Below are 21139 nucleotides of genomic sequence, written 5' to 3'. Positions count from 1 at the left end.
CCCGCTCAGCGACGTCGAGAACACCGAAACTCGAGCACCCTCCGCTCGATTCCTTGCGCGCCTTGTACAGACGGTGGCACGATGCCAGCACGCCGCCGATCCGCGCGGCCACAATCGAATAAGGCCCGCCAGGAGTTGCAGCTCCCGACGGGCCGGATGTCCGACTGAACAGGAGTCGAACGTGGGTCAGAATACCCTGGCCGGCGGCGTGCGTCGTGGACCGCGCCTTGCCGCCAACTTCACCGTCCTCAGCAATGCCGTCATCACCGACGAGCGGCTGTCCTTCCGCGCGCGGGGTGTGCTCGTCTGGTTGCTGTCCAAGCCCGACGACTGGCGCACCCGCGCCGACTCGATCGCGGCACAGTCACCGAAGGAAGGTCGCGACGCGATCCGATCCGCTCTGCGCGAGCTCGCCGACCTCGGCTACCTGGTACGCGAGAAGATCCAGAACGAGCTCGGCCAATGGATCACCATCCAGACCATCTACGAACGTCCCGCCACCGACCCGGCGCCTGAGAATCCGACCGGCGGCAGCGCGGACATCGCAGACCCAGGCGCTCTTTCAAGTACCGATACACCAAGGACGGAAACCAACCGCACACCGCGCGTCGCGAAGACACCGCTCGGTCCGGCGGTGGTCGAGCTTGCGGCAGCCTGCAGGCAGGCCGGGCTCACCGCGACCTTCGTCTACCTCAAACCCGATGCGGCAGCGGCGATCGAAACACTCGTCGCCACACACGGCGTGCCGGCTCTGGTTGCGGCAGCGAAATCCGTGCACAGACCGGGCAATCCGATGCGACTGGCGCACGGATGGTTGCCGTTGTGGCGGTCGCTGTCGACGCCCCGTGTCCTCCACCCGAAGTGCGGCGACTGCGACGAGTACGGGTGGCTTCCCGATGACGAGCAGGGGCGTGCCGTGCGGTGCGGGTGTCGCGCGCCGGCTGCGGCCTGAGATCCGATGCAAAGGCGCTCGGCCGAATTCCGTTGACCGATCGGATGGATCGGTTGTCTCATGAGGGGTAGGTAACGTTCTGCGGTAGACAGTCTCGCCGAGCTATCGACGGCGAGGGATGGTGATGGTGTCGGGAACCCGTATCGAAGTGCCCGTCGACGACGGCGTGCTGTCGGGACTCGATTTCGGTGGCCGTGGGCCGGAAGTGCTGTTGGTCCACGGCAGCGGACACAACGCCGTCACTCGTGATCGCCTGGTGTTCATTCGTGCTCAGCAGAATGGCGTAAATTCCATTGCCCCAGCACTTGTCGAGGAGTACTACTGGAGGCTGGCGAATTTCGAGATCCTCGAGGAGAAACACGGCGATGGCCACCACGATCGAACGGCCGGACGGCACGAGCATTCACGGTCCGGGCAAGCTGTCTGCGGAGCGCTTGCAGCACGAGCTGGCGTTGCGTCGACGTGCGCAGCGGATACCGGCAAGGCGACGTCACGACGGAAAAGGCGGGCGTCGGCAGCAGCGACGTGCCGCCGCCGGAGCGTGGTAACTCTGCCCAGCATCGTCGAGGCCGCGGCGTGATCGGTCAGCGGCGCGCCGGCGAGGCGAGAGGAGAATCCCGACGACCTCCGGCGACGGCACTCCCCCACTGGCCGATACAACCGGACGAGCAGGGGGCATCAGCACGATCGCCGACAGTGCGGCGATGTCCACCGAGAGGATGCCGCCGAGGGGAAATCCGACCAGAACGTTGAGCCGGGACTTCGCGAGATCCCGCACCGTCCACTTCTCTTCCACCGCCTCGGAGGAGAAGAACACCTCGTACGGAGTCCTCGCCGCACCGAACAACGCGATCGCGTAATACCGATATGCCGCCAGGTTTTCGCTGTCCGCCAGGGATGGAGTGAACATCTGGTTCGCGAGCTGCCCCCAGTCCGGGCCGAGAAGGAACACCGCCACTGCGAACATGACCAGGCACAGTCCGACCACCCCGGTGACGTTCTCCATCACCGAGAACTTCACCCGCCAGATCACCAGCCACACCGCCAGGGCGGCTACCGGAATCCACATCTTCGGGTTCACACTGCTCGCCAACTGCAACGCCAGCGCGATACCACCGACCTCGGCGGTCCACGTCGACAGGTTGATCAGAAACGACGCGCTCAGATTCGCCACTGCCATGCGCGGCCGGAGACGTTCGCGAATGATCTCGAAAGTGGCTCCGCCGCTGACCGCAGCGACGCGGCCGGACATCTGCGGAAGACACAGATTCCCAGCACGCCTACCGGCACCACCCAGGCCAGGACAACCCGAAACGCGCGCCCACCACGGCATTGGTGACCAGATCACCGATGTCGAGAAATCCCCCGATCGCGGTGAGGATTCTGAGAGCGACGGCGAAGAGACTTTTCATCCGGCCGCCTCGAGACGGTCTCCGAGATCGAGCAACTCCGTACCTGCACGTCCGAGCTCAGCCGCAACCGCAGTCAGGTCGGTCTGCTCGCCGACTCCGGCAACCATGTCTCGTCCCCGGATGATCTGTCCGGTAACCGTGTTCGCCGCCTGCAGGACCTCGGCGCGCAGGGTTCCCTGGCCGGGGGTGTCCACCTCTCGATCCGCGGTTGCCGAGACGGCCTGGTCGACCTCTTCGAGCATGTCCGACAGGGCGGTGTCCGTGGCGGCGGTGGTGTTGTGACCGTCGGCGAAACCTGCAGGCTCAGCTGAGCCGAGACCGCCGCCGAACCGATCTGCTGCGCTGCCCGACCGAAATTGCCTTCCACCCCGCCGCGCATCGAAGCGCACCCTGATGCGAAGACACCCAGGAGCAGCGCTGCAGCGACCACAGAAAGCAGCACACCCCTGCTCCGGCGTCCACCCGTCTCATGCGAGACGCGCCGTGAAGACCACGCTTTCCTCAGCAACCTCACGATAGAGGCCGGTTTCCGTCGCCGGTCGGTTTCGACAGCCGACACTCGCCGCGCTGTCGACCGGCGCCTATCGTTGTTCCCATGGATCCGCCCGTGACGCGGTACATCCAGCGCGACGGCGCCGCACTGGCGTATCAGATCGTGGGTGAGGGGCCACATCCGATCGCGTGGTTCTTCGAAGACATGATGCATCCGGACCTGATGTGGACCGATCCGCACTTCCACTACAACTTCGAACGTTGTGCCCGCTTCGCGCGTTCGCTGTTCTTCCAGCGACGCGGATTCGGACTGTCCGATCCCGTCGAGCACGTCCCCACGCTCGAGGAGCAGGCCGACGACGTCGTCGCGGTGCTCGACGACGCCGAGGTCGATCGCGCCACGCTCGTCGGCGCAGCCAGCACCTGCGGGCCCCTTGCCCTGGTAGCCGCTCGGCACCCCGACCGCGTTTCCGGGCTGGTCCTCGCCGAACCCTGGTCCGATACCCTGCTGTCCGACGGTGATCCGCCACCAGGATGGACTGCTGACGAGCGAGACCGGTTCATCGAGTCGTATCGGGATGCGTACGCATGCTGGGGTCAAGGGAAGCTCACGTCCCTGGCGCACCCGACCCTCGATGTCCCACACAATCGACGGATCATGGCGCTGCTCGAACGCTGCTCCGCCACACCGAGAACTGCCCAGAAACATCTCGAGTGGGCTCTCCGCGCGAACTACTCCTTGATTCTGCCGGCAATCCAATGCCCGACGAAGGTGTTGCATCAGCCGGACACTCTGTTCGCTCGAGAGGCCGGCTGCAGGATGGCCGCGCAGATTCCGAACGGCCGCTTCTACGAGCTGCCACCGATCGCCCTCGGCGCAACTTTGGGTGAAGTGCTGATTCCTGTTCTCGACCACGTGGAGGAACTCGTCAGCGGCACGGACCATCCGGTCGAGGCCGATCGGTTCCTGGGCGCGGTTCTGTTCACCGATGTCGTCCGCTCCACCGACCTGCTCGCGGAGGTCGGTGACAACCGGTTCGCGAGGTTGCTGGGCGCGCACGACCGACTCGTGCGTGCGGAGGTCGAGGCCGGCGGAGGCACGCTGGTGGGCATCGCGGGCGATGGGACCCTCAGTGTCTTCGACGGTCCAGTGGCCGCACTGCAGTGCGCGCACCGGATCATCCGATCGACATCGACTCTCGGAATCTCTGTGCGCTCCGGCGTGCATGTCGGGTCGGTGACCCGCACCGGTCCCGGGTTGACCGGAATGACGGTCCATATCGGAGCGCGGATCGCTGCCTCCTCCGGGCCTGGCGAGGTGCGATGCTCACAGGCGGTGCGCGAGCTTGCGGTCGGCGGAGATTTCGATTTCACCGACCTGGGCAGGCATCGGCTCAAAGGTGTGCCCGGTCAGGTCCAGGTGTTCAGGGCGACGGTCGGGGCCCGTCCTGCACAGCCTGCGCTGCCACCACGCCCGACCGTCTCGGACCGGGCAGTATTGACCATGGCGCGCCGGGCTCCCGGCATGCTTCGTGAGCTCGCCCGCCTCGCAGACCGTCGCAACAAGGCAGTGAGGCGTCCACGATGATCGTCGCCGACTAGGCTCGGCTCCGTGAGCGTGCGTGCAGGAATCATCGTGACCGGGACCGAAGTGCTGACCGGGAGGATCTCCGACCTGAACGGACCGTGGTTGTCCGACCAACTCCTGAAACTCGGCGTCGACGTCGCCCACATCACGATCTGCGGTGACCGGCCCGCCGACCTGACCGCACAGTTACGGTTCCTCACCGAGCAGGGCGTCGATCTCATCGTCACCAGCGGGGGCCTCGGTCCCACCGCCGACGACCTCACCGTCCCCACCGTCGCCGAGTACTGCGATCGCGAACTGCTGCTCGACCCCGAACTCGAAGAACACATCGCAGGTGTCATCCGCCGGTTCCGCCCGGACACCCCCGATCTCGACACCGGACCGACGCGTATCGGGATCCGAAAGCAGGCGCACGTGCCCGCCGGTGCCACCGCCCTGCCGCCCACCGGTACAGCGCCGGGCGTGGTCATCCCCGCGGTCGCCGGCGAACGGCCGGTACCGACCATCGTCATCCTGCCCGGCCCGCCCGGTGAGCTGCAGGCGATGTGGCCGAGCGCGGTCGCCTCCCCCGCGGTCGCCGACGTGTTGGCGCGAGCCGACGACCTGCAGCAGCACACCGTGCGCGCCTACGGATTGCACGAGGCACAACTCGCCGAGACGCTGCGCCGGGCCGAATCAGAGATCGCCGGCCTCGAACGCCTCGAGATCACCACCTGTCTCCGACACGGCGAACTCGACATGGTGACGCGAGTCGCCTCCGGTGACGCGGACATCTACCATCGCCTTCTCGACGTCCTCACCGAACACCATGGACGCGAGATCTTCTCGACCGACGGTTCCACCATCGACGACCAGCTGATCGCCGTCCTCGACGGCCGCACGATCGCGACTGCGGAGTCGTGCACCGGCGGACTCGTCGCCGCGCGGCTCACCGACCGTCCCGGGTCGTCGGCCTATGTCATGGGTGGCGTCGTCTCGTACTCCAACGACGCGAAGTCCGATCTGACCGACGTACCGGCCGAGATGATCGCGGAACACGGGGCGGTGAGCGAGCAGGTCGCCGCAGCCATGGCCGAGGGTGCCCGACGGCGCCTGAAGGTCGACGTCGCGGTCTCCACCACCGGGGTCGCCGGCCCCGACGGGGGAACCGAGGCCAAGCCGGTGGGCACGGTGTGCTTCGGCGTCGCGATCGAGGGACGGCCGACGTACACGGTCACCCGCCGCTTCCCCGGAGACCGCGAACGGGTCCGGACTCTCACCACCACGGCGGCACTGCATCTGGTTGTCGGACAGCTCGGCCGGGATTGAGCCTGCACGCGCGCCCCTCGGCGGCCGTCAGTTCTCCCCCACCGCCTTCAGCTGTGCCCGAAGAGAATCCACTTCGGCTCGAAGGTCGTTGATCTCGTCGATGTAGGGACGGATCCGGGCGCGGACCGCTTCGTCGGTGTACTGCGGGATCAAGCTCCGTGAGCAGTTCCAGTCGAAGGCCTCGACATCGATGACGATGCTTCGCTCACATCGCGCCGAGATTCTCCGACCGTCACCGAGATCGCGCAGCCGGTCGAGAAGCTGCGGGTCGTCGTCCGCATCGACCACCCGCGCGGTACCGAAGACCTTCAACCGCCTCTTCAGCGGAAAGTCGGCGAGGAACAGCGCGACCCTCCCGTTGTCCGCGATGTTCCCGACCGAGACGAACTGCTGGTTGCCTCGGTGATCCGCAAACCCGATCGTCTGCCCACCGAGGTGGTGCAGGAACCCGACGGGTCCGCTGCGGTACTGGACATAGGGCCATCCGCTCGGGGTCACCGTCGCCATGTGGAACTGGAAGCTTTCGCGTACGAGAGCGAGTTCCCGGTCACCCAACGGCTGAGGTCCTCGGTCGGGTTCGTCGAGGTCGGCACCATAGGCAACGATGCTGCCCGCAGCTTCCTGACGAGCGACCGCCTCCGGGCCGAACGCCAGATGGTGATACCTCAATCCCATACCGATCTCCTCGCCGATGTCCGTTATGCCGACAGCGAGACAGTGCATCACAATCGACCGCGACCGGAAAGACGCGGGTGTCGACCCTGCAGTTCGCCGAACAGCGGCCGCCTGGTTTACGATACGGAACGTGTCGTATCTGAATGAGCCGCCTGCGCAACGCGGACGTCCACGCGACGCCGAACTCGAGCGTCGGATCACCACCACCGTTCTCGAACTACTGGCCGAACAAGGCTACGAGGGCGTGACGTTCGAAGCGGTCGCTCGACGTTGCCAGGCGTCGAAGGCAACGCTGTATCGACGTTGGCCGTCCAAGCGCGACATGGTCCTCGCAGCAGTGAAGGACGCCCCTGCGCATCCCTCGGCGGTTCCACTCCGGCGCGGCGACACACTCCGCGACGATCTGCTGATGCTTGCGCAACGCCTCAGCCTCACCATGTCCGCAACCGACAGCAACGCCGCCTTCATGCTGCTCCACGCGGGACTCGAAGACCCGGAGTTGTGCGACGCTATCGAGGAGACCGTCGGCCCGACAGGCGCACGTCTCCCCCAGGCGGTCCTCGACGATGCCGTTGCGCGAGGCGAACTCCCTTCGGGTGCTCAATCATTCGCATACGAGGAGGTCGTGGGAACCGTCCTGCTCCTGCGACGAGCGAACGGTCTCACCGTCGACGACACCTACCTCGAAGCCCTCGTCGACACCGTCATCATTCCCGCGCTCACCGCGTCCGCCGGCCGAACGGACCTGCCCGCCGGGATCTTCTCCGGCCACCCCGAAACCTCCACCACGACTACGACTACGGAGACCCCATGACCCGCTGCACCATCGAGGACTTCACCTACCGCACGATCACCGTGGACGGCGGCGTGAAGCTCAACGTCGCCGTCGGTGGGCAAGGTCCGGCCGTCGTCCTGCTGCACGGTTTCCCGCAGACCCACTACATGTGGCGCCACGTCGCCCACGCACTCGCTGAGGACCACACCGTGATCGTCCCCGACCTGCGCGGCTACGGCGCCAGCGACCAACCCCCGGTCGACAATCCCGAGTCGTATTCCAAGCGCACCATGGCGAACGACATCGTCGCGGTCGCCCGCGAGATCGGTTTCGACCACTTCGGGCTCGTCGGTCACGACCGCGGTGCGCTCGTCGCCGTCCGTGCGGGACTCGACCACCCCGACGCCGTCGACTACCTCGGCATCCTCGATGTCCTTCCCACGATGGACACCTGGGCCGTACTTCAGGGCGTGAACGCCAAGGTTGCCTGGCACCTCTACCTCATGGCCCAGCCCGCAGGGATGCCCGAGAAGATGATCGCCGCTGTCGCCCCGGAATTCTTCGGCTCGTTCCTCGATGCGTGGGACCCCACCGGAACCACCTTCACGCCCGAGGAGCGCGATCACTACGTCACCAGCTCGATCAACTCTGTCGACTCGATCGTGGCCGACTACCGCGCCACCGCCGGCATCGATCTCGACATGGACCTCGCCGACCGCGAACGCGGGGCTCGGCTCACCATGCCCGTCGCGGTCATCTCCCAGGACTGGGGCTCGCAACTGGGCTTCGACGCCTCGGCTCTCTGGCAGGCGTGGGCACCCGATCTCACCTACCAGGGCACCACCAGCGGCCACTTCATGGCCGAAGAGAACCCCGACGAGATCGCCGGCTTCATCACCGAGCTGGCCGCCCGAATCCCGGCCGACCAGCCCTGACGGACATGCCACCGGAGTCACCGGTCGGGGGTGACCACGATCACCGAAAAGCACGCATCCTTAACATGACGAACAAACGGGACATCGATATCATCGACCGCAGTTATTGTCTGTCGGGGGCACACGAGGAGAATCGCGCATGTCCCGGATCGATCGCAGACGCACACGCACCGTCGGCCTGCTCGCCGCAGGTCTGCTCACCGCAGGTCTGAGCGTCGCGGGTCCGGTCGGTTCCGCGTCCGCTGACCCGGTCCGCAATTGCCCTGAACGGTACGTCCTCGCCGTCGACGGAACCCGCGGCTTCGAAACCCGCGACTCGATCGACCCGGCATCCCCCTTGGCGAAGATCTCCGCTCGGTTCGAGTCTCCCGGCACCGTGGTCGAACACATCCGCTACCCCGCAGTGGTTGTGCCGTTGCCCGGGACCGGCTCGCCCGACGATTTCGACGGCATCGACGACGACGGCACCATCGCCTACGACAGGTCGAAGCAGATCGGGCATCAGCGACTCCGCCAGACCATCACCGTCCGACACAGCACCTGCCCCGACTCGGACCTGTTGGTGCTCGGCTACTCGCAGGGCGCCTCGATCGCGGGCGATGTTCTCGCCGAGATCGCAGCCGACGGGTCCGTTCCCCCCGAACGGATCTCGGGCGTCCTCTATTCCGACCCCCGCGACGACCGCGGCGTCGAGACCCTGTTCCCGGGTCCCGTCGCTCCCGGTGTGACGCTCGGCGGCGGCCGGAACGACTTCGGTGAGATCCACGTCGAACGAGTCTGCATCGAAGGCGACGCGATCTGCGACGGTCGCACACCCGAGGACGGCAAGGACTGGCTGCGCGAGAACGTGACGGGGTACTTCCAGCTGCACACGAAGTACCCCGACTACCAGCCCTGACCGAGTCGGGCCGGAGAGTTCGCCGACCGCGCGGTGTGCATCAGTTCCAGAGTGACGAACTCGGGGGAGGTTGTGTGCGTGTTCTTCGCCGGAACCGCACACAACCTCCCCCGAGTTTCGACGGCCGCTACTCCTCCTCGACGCCACCAATGGCCCAACGCAAAAGGGAACCCATCCTCAGGTAAGGATGGGTTCCCTCGTCGGCGAGTCCCTAGCGGACTGTCGTTACTGCAGTCTGCGCAGGACTGTTATGCCTGTGCAGCGGTAGGTTCCTCGACGTGCTCCACGGGGCCGGCTTCCGTGATGGGATAGACGGGGTATTCCACACCCGACAGGTACTGGACCGTTCGCACCACCTGGCACGAGTAACCGAACTCGTTGTCGTACCAGACGTAGAGGATGGCGGTGTCGCCGTCGACGATCGCTGCATTGGCATCGATGATGCACGCCGCGCGCGAGCCGATGAAGTCGCTCGACACTGCGTCGGTGGCCGAGGTGTAGTCGAGGTTGCGGCGCAGCGCACCGGTAAGCGACTCCTGGTGCAGGTGCTCGAGCACCTCTTCCTTGGTGGTCTCACGAGTCAGCTGAAGGTGAAGGATCGCGACGGACACATCCGGCGTAGGAACGCGGATCGAGTTGCCGGTGATCTTCGCCTTCAGATCGGGAAGCGCCTTCGCGACCGCCGAAGCGGCGCCGGTCTCGGTGAGCACCAGGTTGAACGGCGCGGAACGTCCGCGACGGTCGGCCTTGTGGTAGTTGTCCAGCAGGTTCTGGTCGTTTGTGAACGAGTGCACCGTCTCGACGTGACCACGCACCACACCGAATTTGTCGTCCATGGTCTTCAGCGGCGGAACGATGGCATTGGTGGTGCAGGACGCGCACGACACGATCGTCTCGTCCGGGTCGAGGTCGCGGTGGTTGACACCGTGCACGATGTTCGGGAGATCACCCTTACCCGGTGCGGTGAGCACCACCTTGGCGATACCGGGGCGGAGATGCTTCGACAGCCCGTCACGATCGCGCCAGATGCCGGTGTTGTCGATCAGGATGGCGTTGTCGATGCCGTACTCGGTGTAGTCGACGCTTTCCGGATCGTTGCTGTAGATGAACTTGATGACATTGCCGTTGGCGACCAAGGCGTTGTTCTCGGTGTCGACCTTGATCGTGCCGTTGAACTGTCCGTGGACGGAGTCGCGACGCAGCAGAGAGGCACGCTTGGTCAGGTCGTCGTCACCTCCCTTACGGACCACCACAGCACGCAGGTTCAGCCCATTGCCCGAGCCTGCCTTCTCGATGAGCAGACGGGCGACGAGCCGGCCGATTCGCCCGAACCCGTACAGGACCACGTCCTGCGGTTTCGCGGGGCTCGTCTGCGCGCCGCCGACCAGATCCGCGAGGCTCTCAGCGACGAAATCCGGGATGGATCGTCCGGCACCCTGGGCCTGATAATCCGTCACCAGCAGGCCGAGGTCGATCTTCGACGGCTGCAGGTCGAGGTCGGTCAATGCCTGGAGGAACGGGAAGGTTGCCTCGACCGACAGCTCGTCGCCGCGGATCTGACGCGCGAAACGGTGCGTCCGCAGAATACCGATCACCGACTTGTTCACGAGGGAGCGGCTGTGAAGCAAGATCGTGACCGAATGCCGGCGGTGCAGACCGCCGATGATCGGGATCATTGCTTCCGCAATAGCCTCTTGCGAGTTCCACTGTGCCAATTCCGGGGTGCTCACTGCGCTCCTCTGCCTTTCCGGCTCGTCTGACACGTCGCAGGCTGTTGGGTGCAGCCCAGACGAGACGCACGTCACTCGCCGGTCGGTGTCCGGATCGGTGGAACCGTACGCGACCGACGCCGATTACGGCGTGCGTACCGCCAAGCATATGAAAGAGCTCTCACGGTTCGACGCCCGGTAGGCGAATCGTGCCCGCGCGTGCGTGAAGCTGATCGTCCCTCCCCGGATAGGAAGGCGTCGTCGACCCTGGAGCTGTAGATGAACCGGCGAGCTGCGTGTGTCGCCAGTCACAACAATTGTGGCGGCATGCCGGATGGTATCAAGAGTCCATCGGCGGGGATTGCGTCATCAATATTCCGGCGCGCAAATGAATCCGGGTCACATCCTATTTCGAAACCTTCGAACCGCCAACAGATCTACTTGTCATTTCACACAACCGGGGCAGAGCCCAGGACTTACTCCGAGCTGCGAGAATCCGCGGCTTGCGCGTTCCGATGCCAAGACCGTGCTGCACGTGGCAAACCCGTGAGAAATGACGAGGCCGAGGAATACTTGCTTAGCCTCGATCTTTCGCGCGGATCACGTGTCGGACTGAGCAGCTTCGGATTCGGTGTGGAGACCGTGGATGCGGTGTGCATCCACGGTCGACTGCCCGACACGGTCGGGTGACGCCGAGGTCCACGGCCCCGGAAACAGTTCCTTCGTCTCGATGGAGCAGGTACGCGCACAGCAGATGGAAAACGAAGCCTCGCGTGAACGTCGGGGCGGCCTGTTCCTTCTCGGAATGCGCGGTGACCTTCGGTGGCATCGATGTCGAGGACCAGCGGATGCGCTTCGTCGATGGCGTGCTCGGGGGAGCCGACGCACCGGCGGCGGTCCAGGCGTGGCGACGGGCTGTGGCGCGGGCCCGGTCGATCGCGGCGAGCGCGGTGTCGGCGTCGACGGCCAACACGCTGATCAGGCGGGAGACGGTGGGTCGGAGGCCACCGCACCGAAGATCTCCGGGTGAGTCCGCAGTTGGCTGATGTCGGCGAGGCAGTCCCCACCGATCGCGAATGCCGTCGCGAGATCGAGCACGATCTTGCCGGGATCGTGTCGGGTCAGCGGTTTTCGATACGGTGCGAGCTCGGCCCGAGGTTAGGACGATCTGCTCCCCGATGAGCGTCGGTCCGCAAGCGCGGCACCCCGGCTGTCGTGTCGGTCATGACGGACGCAGATCCGGCCCGTAGCCCTCCACAGTGCGTCGCGCCGCGTCGGCAACCACATCGGTGAAGGAACCCCCGCTCTCGAGAATGCGACGCTGCCTGATCGCCCCATTACCTCGATCCAGGGTTCCCGACAGAGTGTCGTGCACGGAGCGGTAGACGTCGAGTTCCTCCAGGATCGGCCGGACCTGAGCGAGCAGTCGCCAGATCAGGTCGACTGCCGGAACCAACTGCCCAGAGCCGAGATCGACACCGCGCCCGGCCAGACCGTCCCGGGCCGCTCTCCAGCACGCCGCGCGCAGCAGCTCCTGATCGACCGAGGGCGTCGGCTCGCCGCGTTCGATCGATGCCGTCGCCTGGGCGACCAATGCATACACCAAGGTGGCCAGCGTGACGGTCTCCTCGACGGTCGCGGGCACGTCCGCGATGCGGATCTCGAGGGTCGGATGATGCGCGGAGATCCGCACATCCCAATAGATCATTCGAGGATCCAGGATCGTGCCGGTGGTGAGCAGCGATTCGACCGCCGCGTCGTATTCCGCGGCCGTGGCGCACTGCGGGGGGCAGTCCCGCGCTCGGCCAGCGCCCCCACCGCAGGTATCGCCAGCTGGCATATCCGGTGTCCCGGCCGTCGGTGATCGGCGAGTTGGCGGTCAGCGCCAGCAGGGCGGGAAGCCATGGGCGCAGATGGTTGATGAGCTGGGCCGCGCGGTCACGATCGTCGACACCGATATGCACGTGGCATCCGCAGATCACGCCGTCGGCGACGCCACGATAGTGCTGTGCCATGCGTTGGTAGCGAGGCGTGGCGGTGACCGATCCGCTCGGAGGTTCGAAGATCGGTGTGCCGACCGCTACGAGCCGGCATCCTGCGCGCGCTGCGGCGTCGGCGGCCGTCGCGCGGGAGCGGCGCAGCTCTTCGCGTAGGTCCTGCAGGTGTGTACATACCGTGGTGGCGGTCTCGACCTGACACGGGGAGAGCTCGACCTCGAGCTCGATGCCGAGTGTGCGTCCGGCCGCGAGCACGTCGAGACTGCGCAGGAGGGGACGACCGGTACGGGGATCGACCAGGACGAATTCCTCTTCGACGCCGATCGTGGCCGCCGCCCCGCCGCGCACAGGAGAGGTGTCGGTCGGTCCTGTGGCGGCCATGGCGTTCTCCCCACTCGAGATCTTTCACTCTACGAAGGAAGAGCGGCCGTCGTGGGTGTACTGCAGTCGGAGATCTGTCTTACCGGACGGTGCGTGCGCGTTGCCGGTTGGCGGCGTGGCGGAGCTGCAGAATCCGCAGGCCCCCGGCGAGGCCGACGATCACCGCTCCGGCGATCGCAGCGAACAGCAGTGCCACACCCAGCGGCAACGAGAAGTCCCACGCGAACAGTTCGAGGGTGACGCTGTCCAGGTTCTGCAGGATGAACACCAACAGCAACAGCAGGATCAACATACCGACGATCAGGGCAGTCCACAACGCCCCGGTGCGGGTGCCTCTGATGCCTTTGCCCCGGGCGACGTCGGGATGCAGCCTGCTGGGAGCGTCCGGATCCGGTGTCGCCCCGGATGGGGGTACCGGAGTATCGCTACGTCGCGCGGGCGCCGAGAAATCGGGGTTCGAATCGTCAGGGCCCCTCGAGCTGGTCGTCATGTGCGATCGGGTACCCCGGCCCTGTTCCGGTTATCCCACCGGCAGAATCTTTGCGGTCAGTTCACGTCCCGGCTCCGCACCAGAATCCCGGTGGCGACCACTGCGACGGCGATGTAGGCGGCGACGGTGATGAGCGCCCTCGGTCCCGAGATCACATCCACCACCCCGGGTGTGCTCTCCCCTCCCCCGGTCACCGCGCCGACGAGCGATCCGGCTGCGGTTCCCGACAGGAAGGCCGTCACGTCCTCGACGAGCTGCAGCGCGGAGCCGACGCCTCGCAGCAGATTCTCGACGACAACCGTCCATACCAGCCCCAGGCCGACCGACAGCGCCGCACTGCGGGCGTAGGTGCCGAGGGCGAAGCCGATCGTTCCCCACATCATGAACACGAGGTACGCCGCACCCGCGGAGCGAAGAAGTGCGCCGGCCGACGGCATCGTGAGCGGTTGTGTTTCGATCGTGGCGAGCGAGACGGACACGACCGTGCACAGCACAGCGGTGACGACCACCATCGCGGCAACGATCACCGCAAGAGCGAGCAGGGCACCGATTGTCGGGCGCAGACGGCCGTGAGTGAACACGGTCTTCCACGTTCCCCAGCTGTACCCGTTCCCGGCGGTGAGAGCACCCAGGACGAGCACGAGCGCACCACCGAACAACGGTGTGCCCTGGACCAGGACGTCAGGGATCGATTCGGGCAGGACGCTCTGCAGCAACGCTTCGGTCGGCTCCCCTTCCGTGGGGAAGCCGGCCGTTCCGGTCGTGTAGGAGACGTACGGGAATACGTAGCCGAGAACCATCGCGAGCAGGAACCACGTGCCGACCGTCGTCCACATCGCCGGCCACGAACGCAACCGGTACAACTCGGCACGCAAGCTCCGAGCAACGGTGTTGTGCCGTGCGGCAAGTGAGGTGGAATCGGAGTGCGAGCGGAGTGTCGAGGCGGACATGTCACGCCCCCTTCGTGGGTGTGGAACGAGTGGTCATTTCGAGGAACACGTCCTCGAGGATGCGTTCGGCCGGTCCGACCGACAACACATCCACGCTGTCGGCGACGAGCGCGCGGACGACGTCGGGCCGCGATCGGGCGGCAGATCCAGCAGCACCGAGTCGCCGTCGATTTCGAACCCGTTCTCTCCGGCGAGATCCGATGCGATCGAGACCACCCGATGCCCGGGCGTGCCACGATCTTTCAGCACCGCGTCGCCGAGCAGGGTGGAGACGGTCGTTTCGTGCACCGGGCGCCCGGTGACGAGATCGGCAGGATCGGTATTCGCTCCGCACAAAATGACGCAGGGCCTCGGGTGACACCCTCTCACCGAATGTCCCACCATGGGCGCCGCTTCTGTAGGAACGCCGTCATCCCCTCCGCGGCTTCCTCGGAACCGAACATCCGCGCCGAACGTGCTGCCAGGTCGTCTCCGTAACGATCGAAGTCCTCGAGGATCCGCTGCGTGACGAGGCGTTTCGATTCGGCCAGACCCTGCGGTGAGCAGGCACGGATCTCCGCGAGCAATTCCACCAGGACAGCGTCGGTATCGGACACCGACAGGGTGACGAGACCCTCGGAGGACGCCTCCTCGGGACCGAACCGTTCGCCGGTCAGGAAGTACCGTGCCGCTGCGCGCGGCGACAATCGCGGGAGCACGGTCAAGGAGATGATCGACGCGGCCAGACCGAGCCGTGCCTCGGTAAGTGCGAACGTCGACGCCGGCCCGGCGACGACGATGTCGCAGGCCCCGATCAGACCCATGCCGCCGGCGCGGACGTGCCCGTCGATGCGGGCCAAGACCGGCTTGGGGAGCTCCAGGATCTGCCGGAGCAAGGTCGTCATGTCGCGGGTGCGTGCGGCAGCCGTTTCCTGCGCGGATCCGGAAGAGCCGCTCAGATCCGCTCCGGCACAGAATGTTCCACCGGTATGGGTGAGGATGACCGCGCGGACGGCGGGGTCGGCGGCCGCGTCGACGAGTCCGCGGCTCAGTTGGGTCAGCAGCGGTACGGACAGGGCGTTGCGGTTGTGCGGGGAGTCGAGGGTCAGTGTCGCAGCGCCGTGGTCGACGACGTAGCGCACCACCACCGGATCGGGTTCGGTCATGACAACTCCTCGATGTGGTGGCCCCCTTCGCTGTCGGGGCTCTCGACCGGTGCGGACACGTCGTGCGGGGTGAGGACAGCGAGGACGGTGCCGACGGCGACCTGATCGCCGACTTCGACGGCGAGCGTCGTGAGCGTGCCGGCAGTGGGTGCGGTGACGGTGTGCTCCATCTTCATCGCTTCGAGCCACACGAGCGGCCTCCCCGCTTCCACCACATCGCCGACGGCAGCGCCGAGCCGGATCACCGATCCCGGCATGGGTGCGAGCAGTGATCCTGCAGCAATTCGGGCGGTGGGGTCCACGAAACGCGGCACCGCAGTCAAGCGCACCGGTCCGAGCGACGAGTCGACGTGCACCGCGTCGCCGTATCGCGCCACCACAAAATGCCGGCGGACACCGTCGACGTCCAGAACCACGCGATCCGGGGCGAACCCGACGACACCGAGGTCGTCACGGCCGTCGACGTGGACACCGTCGCGGGTGACTCGGTAACGCACCACGTGGTCATTGTGGACGCCCGTGAATCGTGTGGCCTGCGGCTGCGAGGGCAGATTCCGCCATCCCGAGGGCAGTCCCGCATTCACCGTGGCAGCGGTGCGATTGGTGGCCGACTCCGCCAGAGCAGCGGCGATCGCGGACACCGCTTCCGCGTGCGCTGAGGCGAGCGGTGCCGACAGTTCCGTGAGTCCGTGGGTGTCGAAGAAGGCGGTGTCGGTCTCCCCCGCACGGAAGGCGGGATGTTTCAGCACCGCGACGAGGAGGTCGCGGTTGGTGACAATGCCGTGGATCTCGGTGCGCGTCAACGTCGATGCCAGCAGCCGCACCGCGCGGTCACGGGTCGGTGCGTACGAGATGATCTTGGCGAGCATCGCGTCATAGTGGACCCCGACCTCCGATCCCGCGAGGACACCGGAATCGACGCGCACACCGGTGTGCCGGAGCACGTCGAACTCGCGTGCCTCCTGCGGCAGCGCGAAACGGTGCACGGTGCCGGACTGCGGTTGCCAGTCTCGGGCCGGGTCCTCGGCGTAGAGCCTGGCCTCCACGGAATGGCCGTGTACCGGGGGTGGTTCGGGGTCGAGGAGGTCACCGTCGGCGATGCGGAACTGGAGATCGACGAGATCGAGCCCGGTCGTGCATTCGGTGACGGGATGCTCGACCTGCAGGCGCGTGTTCATCTCCAGGAAGTGGAACCGCCCCGAGCGGTCCGCGAGAAACTCGACGGTGCCGGCGCCCTCGTACCCGATGGCCTGAGCGGCGCGCCGGGCGGCGTCGAACAGGCGTGGGCGCATCCCCTCGATCGCGTCGACGAGCGGCGAGGGGGCTTCCTCGATCACCTTCTGGTGGCGACGTTGGATCGAGCATTCGCGTTCGCTCACCGCCCACACCGTGCCGTGGCGGTCCGCGAGGATCTGGACCTCGATGTGCCGCCCGTTCTCGAGATACCGCTCGCAGAACACCGTCGGGTCGCCGAACGCCGACGCGGCCTCCCGGCGGGCCGCGTCGAGTTGCCCAGGCAGGTCGGCCAATGTCCGCACCACCCGCATTCCGCGCCCACCGCCGCCTGCGGAGGCCTTGACGAGCACCGGGAGGTCGGCGTCGGTGATGTCGGCAGGGTCGAGTTCGGCAAGAACAGGGACACCGGTGTCGGCCATGATCTTCTTGGCCTCGACCTTCGAGCCCATCCGTTCGATCGACTCCGGGCGCGGTCCGATCCAGATCAACCCCGCCTCGAGCACTTCGCGCGCGAATCGTGCGTTCTCGGAAAGGAATCCGTAACCCGGGTGGACCGCGTCGGCGCCCGTCGCCAACGCTGCCGCGACGATCTTCTTCCCGTCGAGGTAGGCCTCGGAAGGGGTGACTCCCGCAAGTCGCACGGCGGCATCGGCGTCGCCGACATGCGGACTGTTCGCGTCGGCATCGGAGAACACTGCGATCGCCCCCAGTCCGGCCCGACGGCACGACGCGAACACGCGGCGGGCGATCTCCCCGCGATTCGCCACGAGCACCGTGGTGATGGTCGATTCGGTCACGGGAACCTCACATCCGGAAGACGCCGAAGGATTCGGCACCTGTGATCGGGGCGGTGGCAACAGCCGACAAGCACAGTCCCAGCACAGTGCGGGTATCGCGGGGGTCGATGATGCCGTCGTCGTAGAGACGACCGGACAGGAACATCGGCAGCGATTCGGCTTCGATCTGGTTCTCGACGGCCGCGCGCATCGCCTCGTCGGCGGCCTCGTCGAAGTCCTGGCCGCGTGCCTGCGCGGCAGCGCGTCCGACGAGAGAGATGACCCCGGCCAGTTGGGCACCGCCCATGACCGCAGACTTGGCGCTGGGCCACGCGAACAGGAACCGCGGTTCGAAGGCACGTCCGCACATGCCGTAGTGACCGGCGCCGTAGGACGCGCCGATGAGGATGGAGATGTGCGGCACCGTGGAGTTGGCGACCGCGTTGATCATCATCGCCCCGTGCTTGATCATGCCGCGTTCCTCGTATTCCCGACCGACCATGTACCCGGTGGTGTTGTGCAGGAACAACAGCGGCGTATCGGCACGGTTCGCGAGTTGGATGAACTGGGCTGCCTTCTGCGATTCCTCGTTGAACAGCACGCCGCGCGCGTTGGCGAGAATCCCGACCGGATAGCCGTGCACCTGTGCCCAGCCGGTCACGAGCGACGACCCGTAGAGCGGTTTGAACTCGTCGAAGTCGGAATCGTCGACGACGCGGGCGATGACCTCACGCGGATCGAAGGGTTGCCGAAGATCCTCAGGGACGATCCCGAGCAACTCCTCGGCGTCGTACCGCGGTTCGCGTACGTCCGTCCGGGGTGCAGGGCCGGCCTTGCGGTAGTTGAGGCGCCGCACAATGCTGCGACCGATGCGCACCGCGTCCTGTTCGTCGACCGCGAAGTGGTCGGCCAGACCCGAGATACGCGCGTGCATCTCGGCGCCGCCGAGCGACTCGTCGTCGGATTCCTCACCGGTGGCCATCTTCACCAGCGGCGGGCCGGCGAGGAACACCTTCGACCGCTTCTCGATCATCACGACGTGGTCGGACATGCCGGGGATGTATGCGCCGCCGGCGGTCGAATTGCCGAAGACCACCGCGATCGTGGGGATACCTGCCGCCGACAACCGGGTCAGATCGCGGAAGAGCCGGCCACCGGGAATGAACACTTCTTTCTGCGTGGGCAGATCCGCGCCGCCGGATTCGACGAGGGAGATCAGCGGCATCCGGTTCTGCAGGGCGATGTCGTCGGCACGCAACGTCTTGCGGAGCGTCCACGGGTTACTAGTTCCCCCGCGCACGGTGGGGTCGGTGGCCACGATGACACATTCGACGCCTTCGACCACACCGATGCCCGTGACGACGCTGCCGCCGACGGGAAACTCGGTGCCCCAGGCCGCGAGCGGTGAGAGCTCGAGGAACGGCGAGTCGGGGTCGAGGAGTAGTTCGATCCTCTCCCGCGCAAGCAACTTGCCTCGGTCGTGGTGTCGCCGGACGTACTTTTCTCCCCCGCCGGCGAGGGCCTTGCCGTGTTCTGTGTCGAGTTCGGCCAGGCGAGCACGCATTGTATCGGCGGCTGCGCCGTATTCGGTGGAGCCGGCATCCAGGGTCGAGATCAAGGTGCTCACGTGTGCTTCTCCAGCAGGACGGTAGGGATGTCGAGGTATCGGGCGCGCAACCATTCACCGAGGCCCTTGGCCTGGGGGTCGAAGCGGGCACGGGAGGCGACACCGCGACCGAGGATTCCCTCGATTACGAAGTTCACGGCCCGCAGGTTCGGGAGCAGATGACGTGTGACAGGCAAGGGTTCGATCTCGGGGAGCAGGTCCTTCAGCGTGTCGACGGTGAGAGTGTTTGCAAGCCATTGCCATTCGTCGTCGGATCGGACCCACAACCCGATGTTGGCGTCACCGCCCTTGTCGCCGCTGCGGGCACCGGCGATCGTGCCGAGCGGAACGCGACGAGTCTGTCCGGGCGACAGCGGCGCGGGCACACTCGGGTCCGGCAACGGTTCGAGGGTCCGGGTGGTCGCCGCGGCCGGGATGTCGACGCGGGTGCCGTCTGGCAACACTGCAATGTGCGGCACGCGGGTCGCCTCGACGTACTCGGCCGTGTAGACACCGTAGGCGGTGCCCGGGCCGGGCGGAGCGGTGACGAAGAACCCGGGAGAGCTTGCAAGGGCGAACTCGACCGCCGTGGAGGTGAATGCGCGTCCGACGACGTCGGGATCGGGATCGCGCGCAGTGCAGCGCAGCAGAGCGCTCGCGGTTTCCTCCGTGTCGGCATCGGCATGGTCGGTGCGAGCGAGAGTCCATTCGAGTTCGGCAGGCCGCCTCGGCAGATTCGATTCCATCTGAGATCGCACCAACTGAGCCTTCGCGTCGATGTCCAGTCCGGTGAGGACGAAGACGACCTCGTTGTAGAACCCGGCGAGCGCGTTGAGGCACACCTTCAGGGTCGGTGGGGGCGGCTCGCCCTTCACGCCGGTGATGCGGACACGATCGGGTGCTTCCCGGCTCAGCGTGGCGGTGTCGATGCGCGCGGTGACATCGGGGTTCGCGTAGCGTCCGCCCGTCACCTCGTACAGCAGTTGTGCGGTGACCGTGCCGACGGTGACGGCTCCTCCCGTGCCCGGGTGCTTCGTGATGGTCGCCGCGCCATCGGCCTCGATCTCGGCAATGGGGAATCCGGGGCGGACGAGGTCGTCGAGTTCGGTGAAGAACGCATAGTTTCCGCCGGTCGCCTGGGTACCGCATTCGATGACGTGCCCTGCGACAACAGCACCCGCGAGTGCATCGAAGTCATCAGGAGCCCAACCGAAGTAGGCGGCGGCGGGACCGACGATCACCGAAGCGTCGGTGACGCGCCCGGTCACGACGATATCGGCTCCGGCATCGAGGCACCGCGTAATGCCCCACGCACCGAGATACGCGTTGGCGGTCAGCGGGCGCCGGTCGGCGTCGAAACCGAACTCGTCGATGCGAGCAAGGAGATCGTCGCCTTCGACGTGGGCGATGCGCGGGGACAGACCGAGCCGATCCGCAACCGTGCGCAGCGCCGCGGCCAGACCCGCAGGATTGAGACCCCCGGCGTTCGCGACGATCCGCACCCCCTTGTCGAGGGCAAGACCCATGCAGTCCTCGGCCTGCCGCAGGAACGTCTTGGCGTAACCGAGATCCGGATTCTTCAGACGATCGCGACCGAGGATGAGCATCGTCAGTTCGGCGAGGTAGTCACCGGTCACATAGTCGAGTTCGCCGCCTTCGAGCATCTCGCGCATCGCCGACAGACGGTCACCGTAGAAACCGGAGCAGTTGCCGATTCGCACGACGCGGCTCACGCGATCCACTCCTGGACCGGGCGTCCTGTCCGCTGAGTAACGAGCGGACAGAGATCGTCGAGAAGCTCACGCAACTCCACC

At 66.3% G+C, this 21139-nt stretch carries 16 protein-coding genes and 3 pseudogenes; 6 read left to right on the top strand and 13 right to left on the bottom strand.

Annotation, left to right across the window (positions count from 1 at the left end; all coding sequences use genetic code 11):
- Nucleotides 1–181: 181 nt before the first annotated feature.
- Nucleotides 182–952: a helix-turn-helix domain-containing protein gene (locus tag IM25_RS17550; RefSeq protein ID WP_006552088.1), complete on the top strand. Its 771-nt coding sequence runs from the start codon at nucleotides 182–184 to the stop codon at nucleotides 950–952.
- Nucleotides 953–1598: 646 nt separating this feature from the next.
- On the opposite strand, the pseudogene IM25_RS17540 reads toward IM25_RS17550, so the two are convergent.
- Both IM25_RS17540 and IM25_RS17535 read right to left on the bottom strand, forming a co-directional pair.
- Nucleotides 1599–2364, bottom strand: a pseudogene (locus IM25_RS17540) (Nramp family divalent metal transporter); the annotation flags it as partial.
- Nucleotides 2361–2606: a hypothetical protein gene (locus IM25_RS17535; RefSeq protein ID WP_232333350.1), complete on the bottom strand. Its 246-nt coding sequence runs from the start codon at nucleotides 2604–2606 to the stop codon at nucleotides 2361–2363. The pseudogene IM25_RS17540 and the gene IM25_RS17535, both read right to left, overlap by 4 nt.
- 353 nt (nucleotides 2607–2959) lie before the next feature.
- Here IM25_RS17535 and IM25_RS17530 point away from each other — a divergent pair, with 353 nt between their 5' ends.
- Together IM25_RS17530 and IM25_RS17525 are read left to right on the top strand one after the other, a co-directional pair.
- Complete coding sequence (locus IM25_RS17530; RefSeq protein ID WP_033098181.1) at nucleotides 2960–4444, top strand: adenylate/guanylate cyclase domain-containing protein; 1485 nt, start codon at nucleotides 2960–2962, stop codon at nucleotides 4442–4444.
- A gap of 24 nt (nucleotides 4445–4468) precedes the next feature.
- Nucleotides 4469–5752: a competence/damage-inducible protein A gene (locus IM25_RS17525; RefSeq protein ID WP_006552083.1), complete on the top strand. Its 1284-nt coding sequence runs from the start codon at nucleotides 4469–4471 to the stop codon at nucleotides 5750–5752.
- A 27-nt stretch (nucleotides 5753–5779) separates the two neighbouring features.
- Here the strand turns inward: IM25_RS17525 and IM25_RS17520 are convergent, their stop codons facing one another.
- Nucleotides 5780–6427: a pyridoxamine 5'-phosphate oxidase family protein gene (locus tag IM25_RS17520; RefSeq protein ID WP_230811066.1), complete on the bottom strand. Its 648-nt coding sequence runs from the start codon at nucleotides 6425–6427 to the stop codon at nucleotides 5780–5782.
- A 130-nt stretch (nucleotides 6428–6557) separates the two neighbouring features.
- Between IM25_RS17520 and IM25_RS17515 the strand changes: the two genes are divergently transcribed.
- From IM25_RS17515 to IM25_RS17505, 3 genes are all read left to right on the top strand, one after another.
- A complete protein-coding gene (locus IM25_RS17515) occupies nucleotides 6558–7241 on the top strand; it encodes a TetR/AcrR family transcriptional regulator (RefSeq protein ID WP_006552081.1) in 684 nt (227 codons plus the stop codon).
- A complete protein-coding gene (locus IM25_RS17510) occupies nucleotides 7238–8137 on the top strand; it encodes an alpha/beta fold hydrolase (protein WP_006552080.1) in 900 nt (299 codons plus the stop codon). Before IM25_RS17515 ends, IM25_RS17510 begins: the two co-directional genes overlap by 4 nt.
- A 139-nt stretch (nucleotides 8138–8276) precedes the next feature.
- Complete coding sequence (locus IM25_RS17505; protein ID WP_065996198.1) at nucleotides 8277–9035, top strand: cutinase family protein; 759 nt, start codon at nucleotides 8277–8279, stop codon at nucleotides 9033–9035.
- Nucleotides 9036–9283: 248 nt separating this feature from the next.
- Here the strand turns inward: IM25_RS17505 and IM25_RS17500 are convergent, their stop codons facing one another.
- The 10 genes and pseudogenes from IM25_RS17500 to IM25_RS17460 form a co-directional block, all read right to left on the bottom strand.
- Entirely contained in the window at nucleotides 9284–10765 is a 1482-nt protein-coding gene (locus IM25_RS17500) for a glyceraldehyde-3-phosphate dehydrogenase (protein ID WP_033098180.1), read from the bottom strand.
- Between the two features lie 694 nt (nucleotides 10766–11459).
- Nucleotides 11460–11893: pseudogene (locus tag IM25_RS25600) on the bottom strand (transposase); the annotation flags it as partial.
- Between the two features lie 73 nt (nucleotides 11894–11966).
- Entirely contained in the window at nucleotides 11967–12584 is a 618-nt protein-coding gene (locus tag IM25_RS27335; RefSeq protein WP_250637325.1) for a carboxylate-amine ligase, read from the bottom strand.
- A gap of 16 nt (nucleotides 12585–12600) precedes the next feature.
- Nucleotides 12601–13122 (bottom strand): annotated as a pseudogene (locus tag IM25_RS27330) (carboxylate-amine ligase); the annotation flags it as partial.
- 79 nt (nucleotides 13123–13201) lie between these two features.
- Complete coding sequence (locus IM25_RS25595) at nucleotides 13202–13612, bottom strand: LapA family protein (RefSeq protein WP_082331796.1); 411 nt, start codon at nucleotides 13610–13612, stop codon at nucleotides 13202–13204.
- 56 nt (nucleotides 13613–13668) lie between these two features.
- A complete protein-coding gene (locus IM25_RS17485; protein ID WP_033098179.1) occupies nucleotides 13669–14562 on the bottom strand; it encodes a hypothetical protein in 894 nt (297 codons plus the stop codon).
- 365 nt (nucleotides 14563–14927) lie between these two features.
- On the bottom strand, nucleotides 14928–15707 hold the full coding sequence (locus IM25_RS17475) for an enoyl-CoA hydratase family protein (protein ID WP_033098177.1): 780 nt from the start codon (nucleotides 15705–15707) through the stop codon (nucleotides 14928–14930).
- Nucleotides 15704–17740, bottom strand: coding sequence for an acetyl/propionyl/methylcrotonyl-CoA carboxylase subunit alpha (locus IM25_RS17470; RefSeq protein ID WP_033098176.1), 2037 nt, complete (start codon nucleotides 17738–17740; stop codon nucleotides 15704–15706). Before IM25_RS17470 ends, IM25_RS17475 begins: the two co-directional genes overlap by 4 nt.
- A 7-nt stretch (nucleotides 17741–17747) precedes the next feature.
- Nucleotides 17748–19346 carry an acyl-CoA carboxylase subunit beta gene (locus IM25_RS17465; RefSeq protein WP_006552071.1) on the bottom strand — a complete coding sequence of 533 codons (1599 nt, stop codon included), beginning with the start codon at nucleotides 19344–19346 and terminating at the stop codon, nucleotides 17748–17750.
- A complete protein-coding gene (locus tag IM25_RS17460; RefSeq protein WP_232333469.1) occupies nucleotides 19343–20998 on the bottom strand; it encodes an acyclic terpene utilization AtuA family protein in 1656 nt (551 codons plus the stop codon). The genes IM25_RS17465 and IM25_RS17460 overlap by 4 nt, the downstream gene beginning before the upstream one ends.
- Nucleotides 20999–21139: the final 141 nt, after the last annotated feature.

It is taken from the genome of Rhodococcus sp. p52 (genome assembly GCF_000763325.2).
GTDB lineage: Bacteria > Actinomycetota > Actinomycetes > Mycobacteriales > Mycobacteriaceae > Rhodococcus > Rhodococcus pyridinivorans.
This window is presented reverse-complemented; position numbering and strand designations above follow the sequence as displayed.

Bases quoted from the DNA above. Each gene is read 5' to 3' on its own strand.
- IM25_RS17535 (WP_232333350.1), bottom strand. From the start codon at position 2,606: ATGCTCGAAGAGGTCGACCAGGCCGTCTCGGCAACCGCGGATCGAGAG.
- IM25_RS17530 (WP_033098181.1), top strand. From the start codon at position 2,960: ATGGATCCGCCCGTGACGCGGTACATCCAGCGCGACGGCGCCGCACTG.
- IM25_RS17520 (WP_230811066.1), bottom strand. From the start codon at position 6,427: ATGGGATTGAGGTATCACCATCTGGCGTTCGGCCCGGAGGCGGTCGCT.
- IM25_RS17510 (WP_006552080.1), top strand. From the start codon at position 7,238: ATGACCCGCTGCACCATCGAGGACTTCACCTACCGCACGATCACCGTG.
- IM25_RS17505 (WP_065996198.1), top strand. From the start codon at position 8,277: ATGTCCCGGATCGATCGCAGACGCACACGCACCGTCGGCCTGCTCGCC.
- IM25_RS27335 (WP_250637325.1), bottom strand. From the start codon at position 12,584: ATGCCAGCTGGCGATACCTGCGGTGGGGGCGCTGGCCGAGCGCGGGAC.
- IM25_RS25595 (WP_082331796.1), bottom strand. From the start codon at position 13,612: ATGACGACCAGCTCGAGGGGCCCTGACGATTCGAACCCCGATTTCTCG.
- IM25_RS17485 (WP_033098179.1), bottom strand. From the start codon at position 14,562: ATGTCCGCCTCGACACTCCGCTCGCACTCCGATTCCACCTCACTTGCC.
- IM25_RS17475 (WP_033098177.1), bottom strand. From the start codon at position 15,707: ATGACCGAACCCGATCCGGTGGTGGTGCGCTACGTCGTCGACCACGGC.
- IM25_RS17460 (WP_232333469.1), bottom strand. From the start codon at position 20,998: ATGCGCGAGATGCTCGAAGGCGGCGAACTCGACTATGTGACCGGTGAC.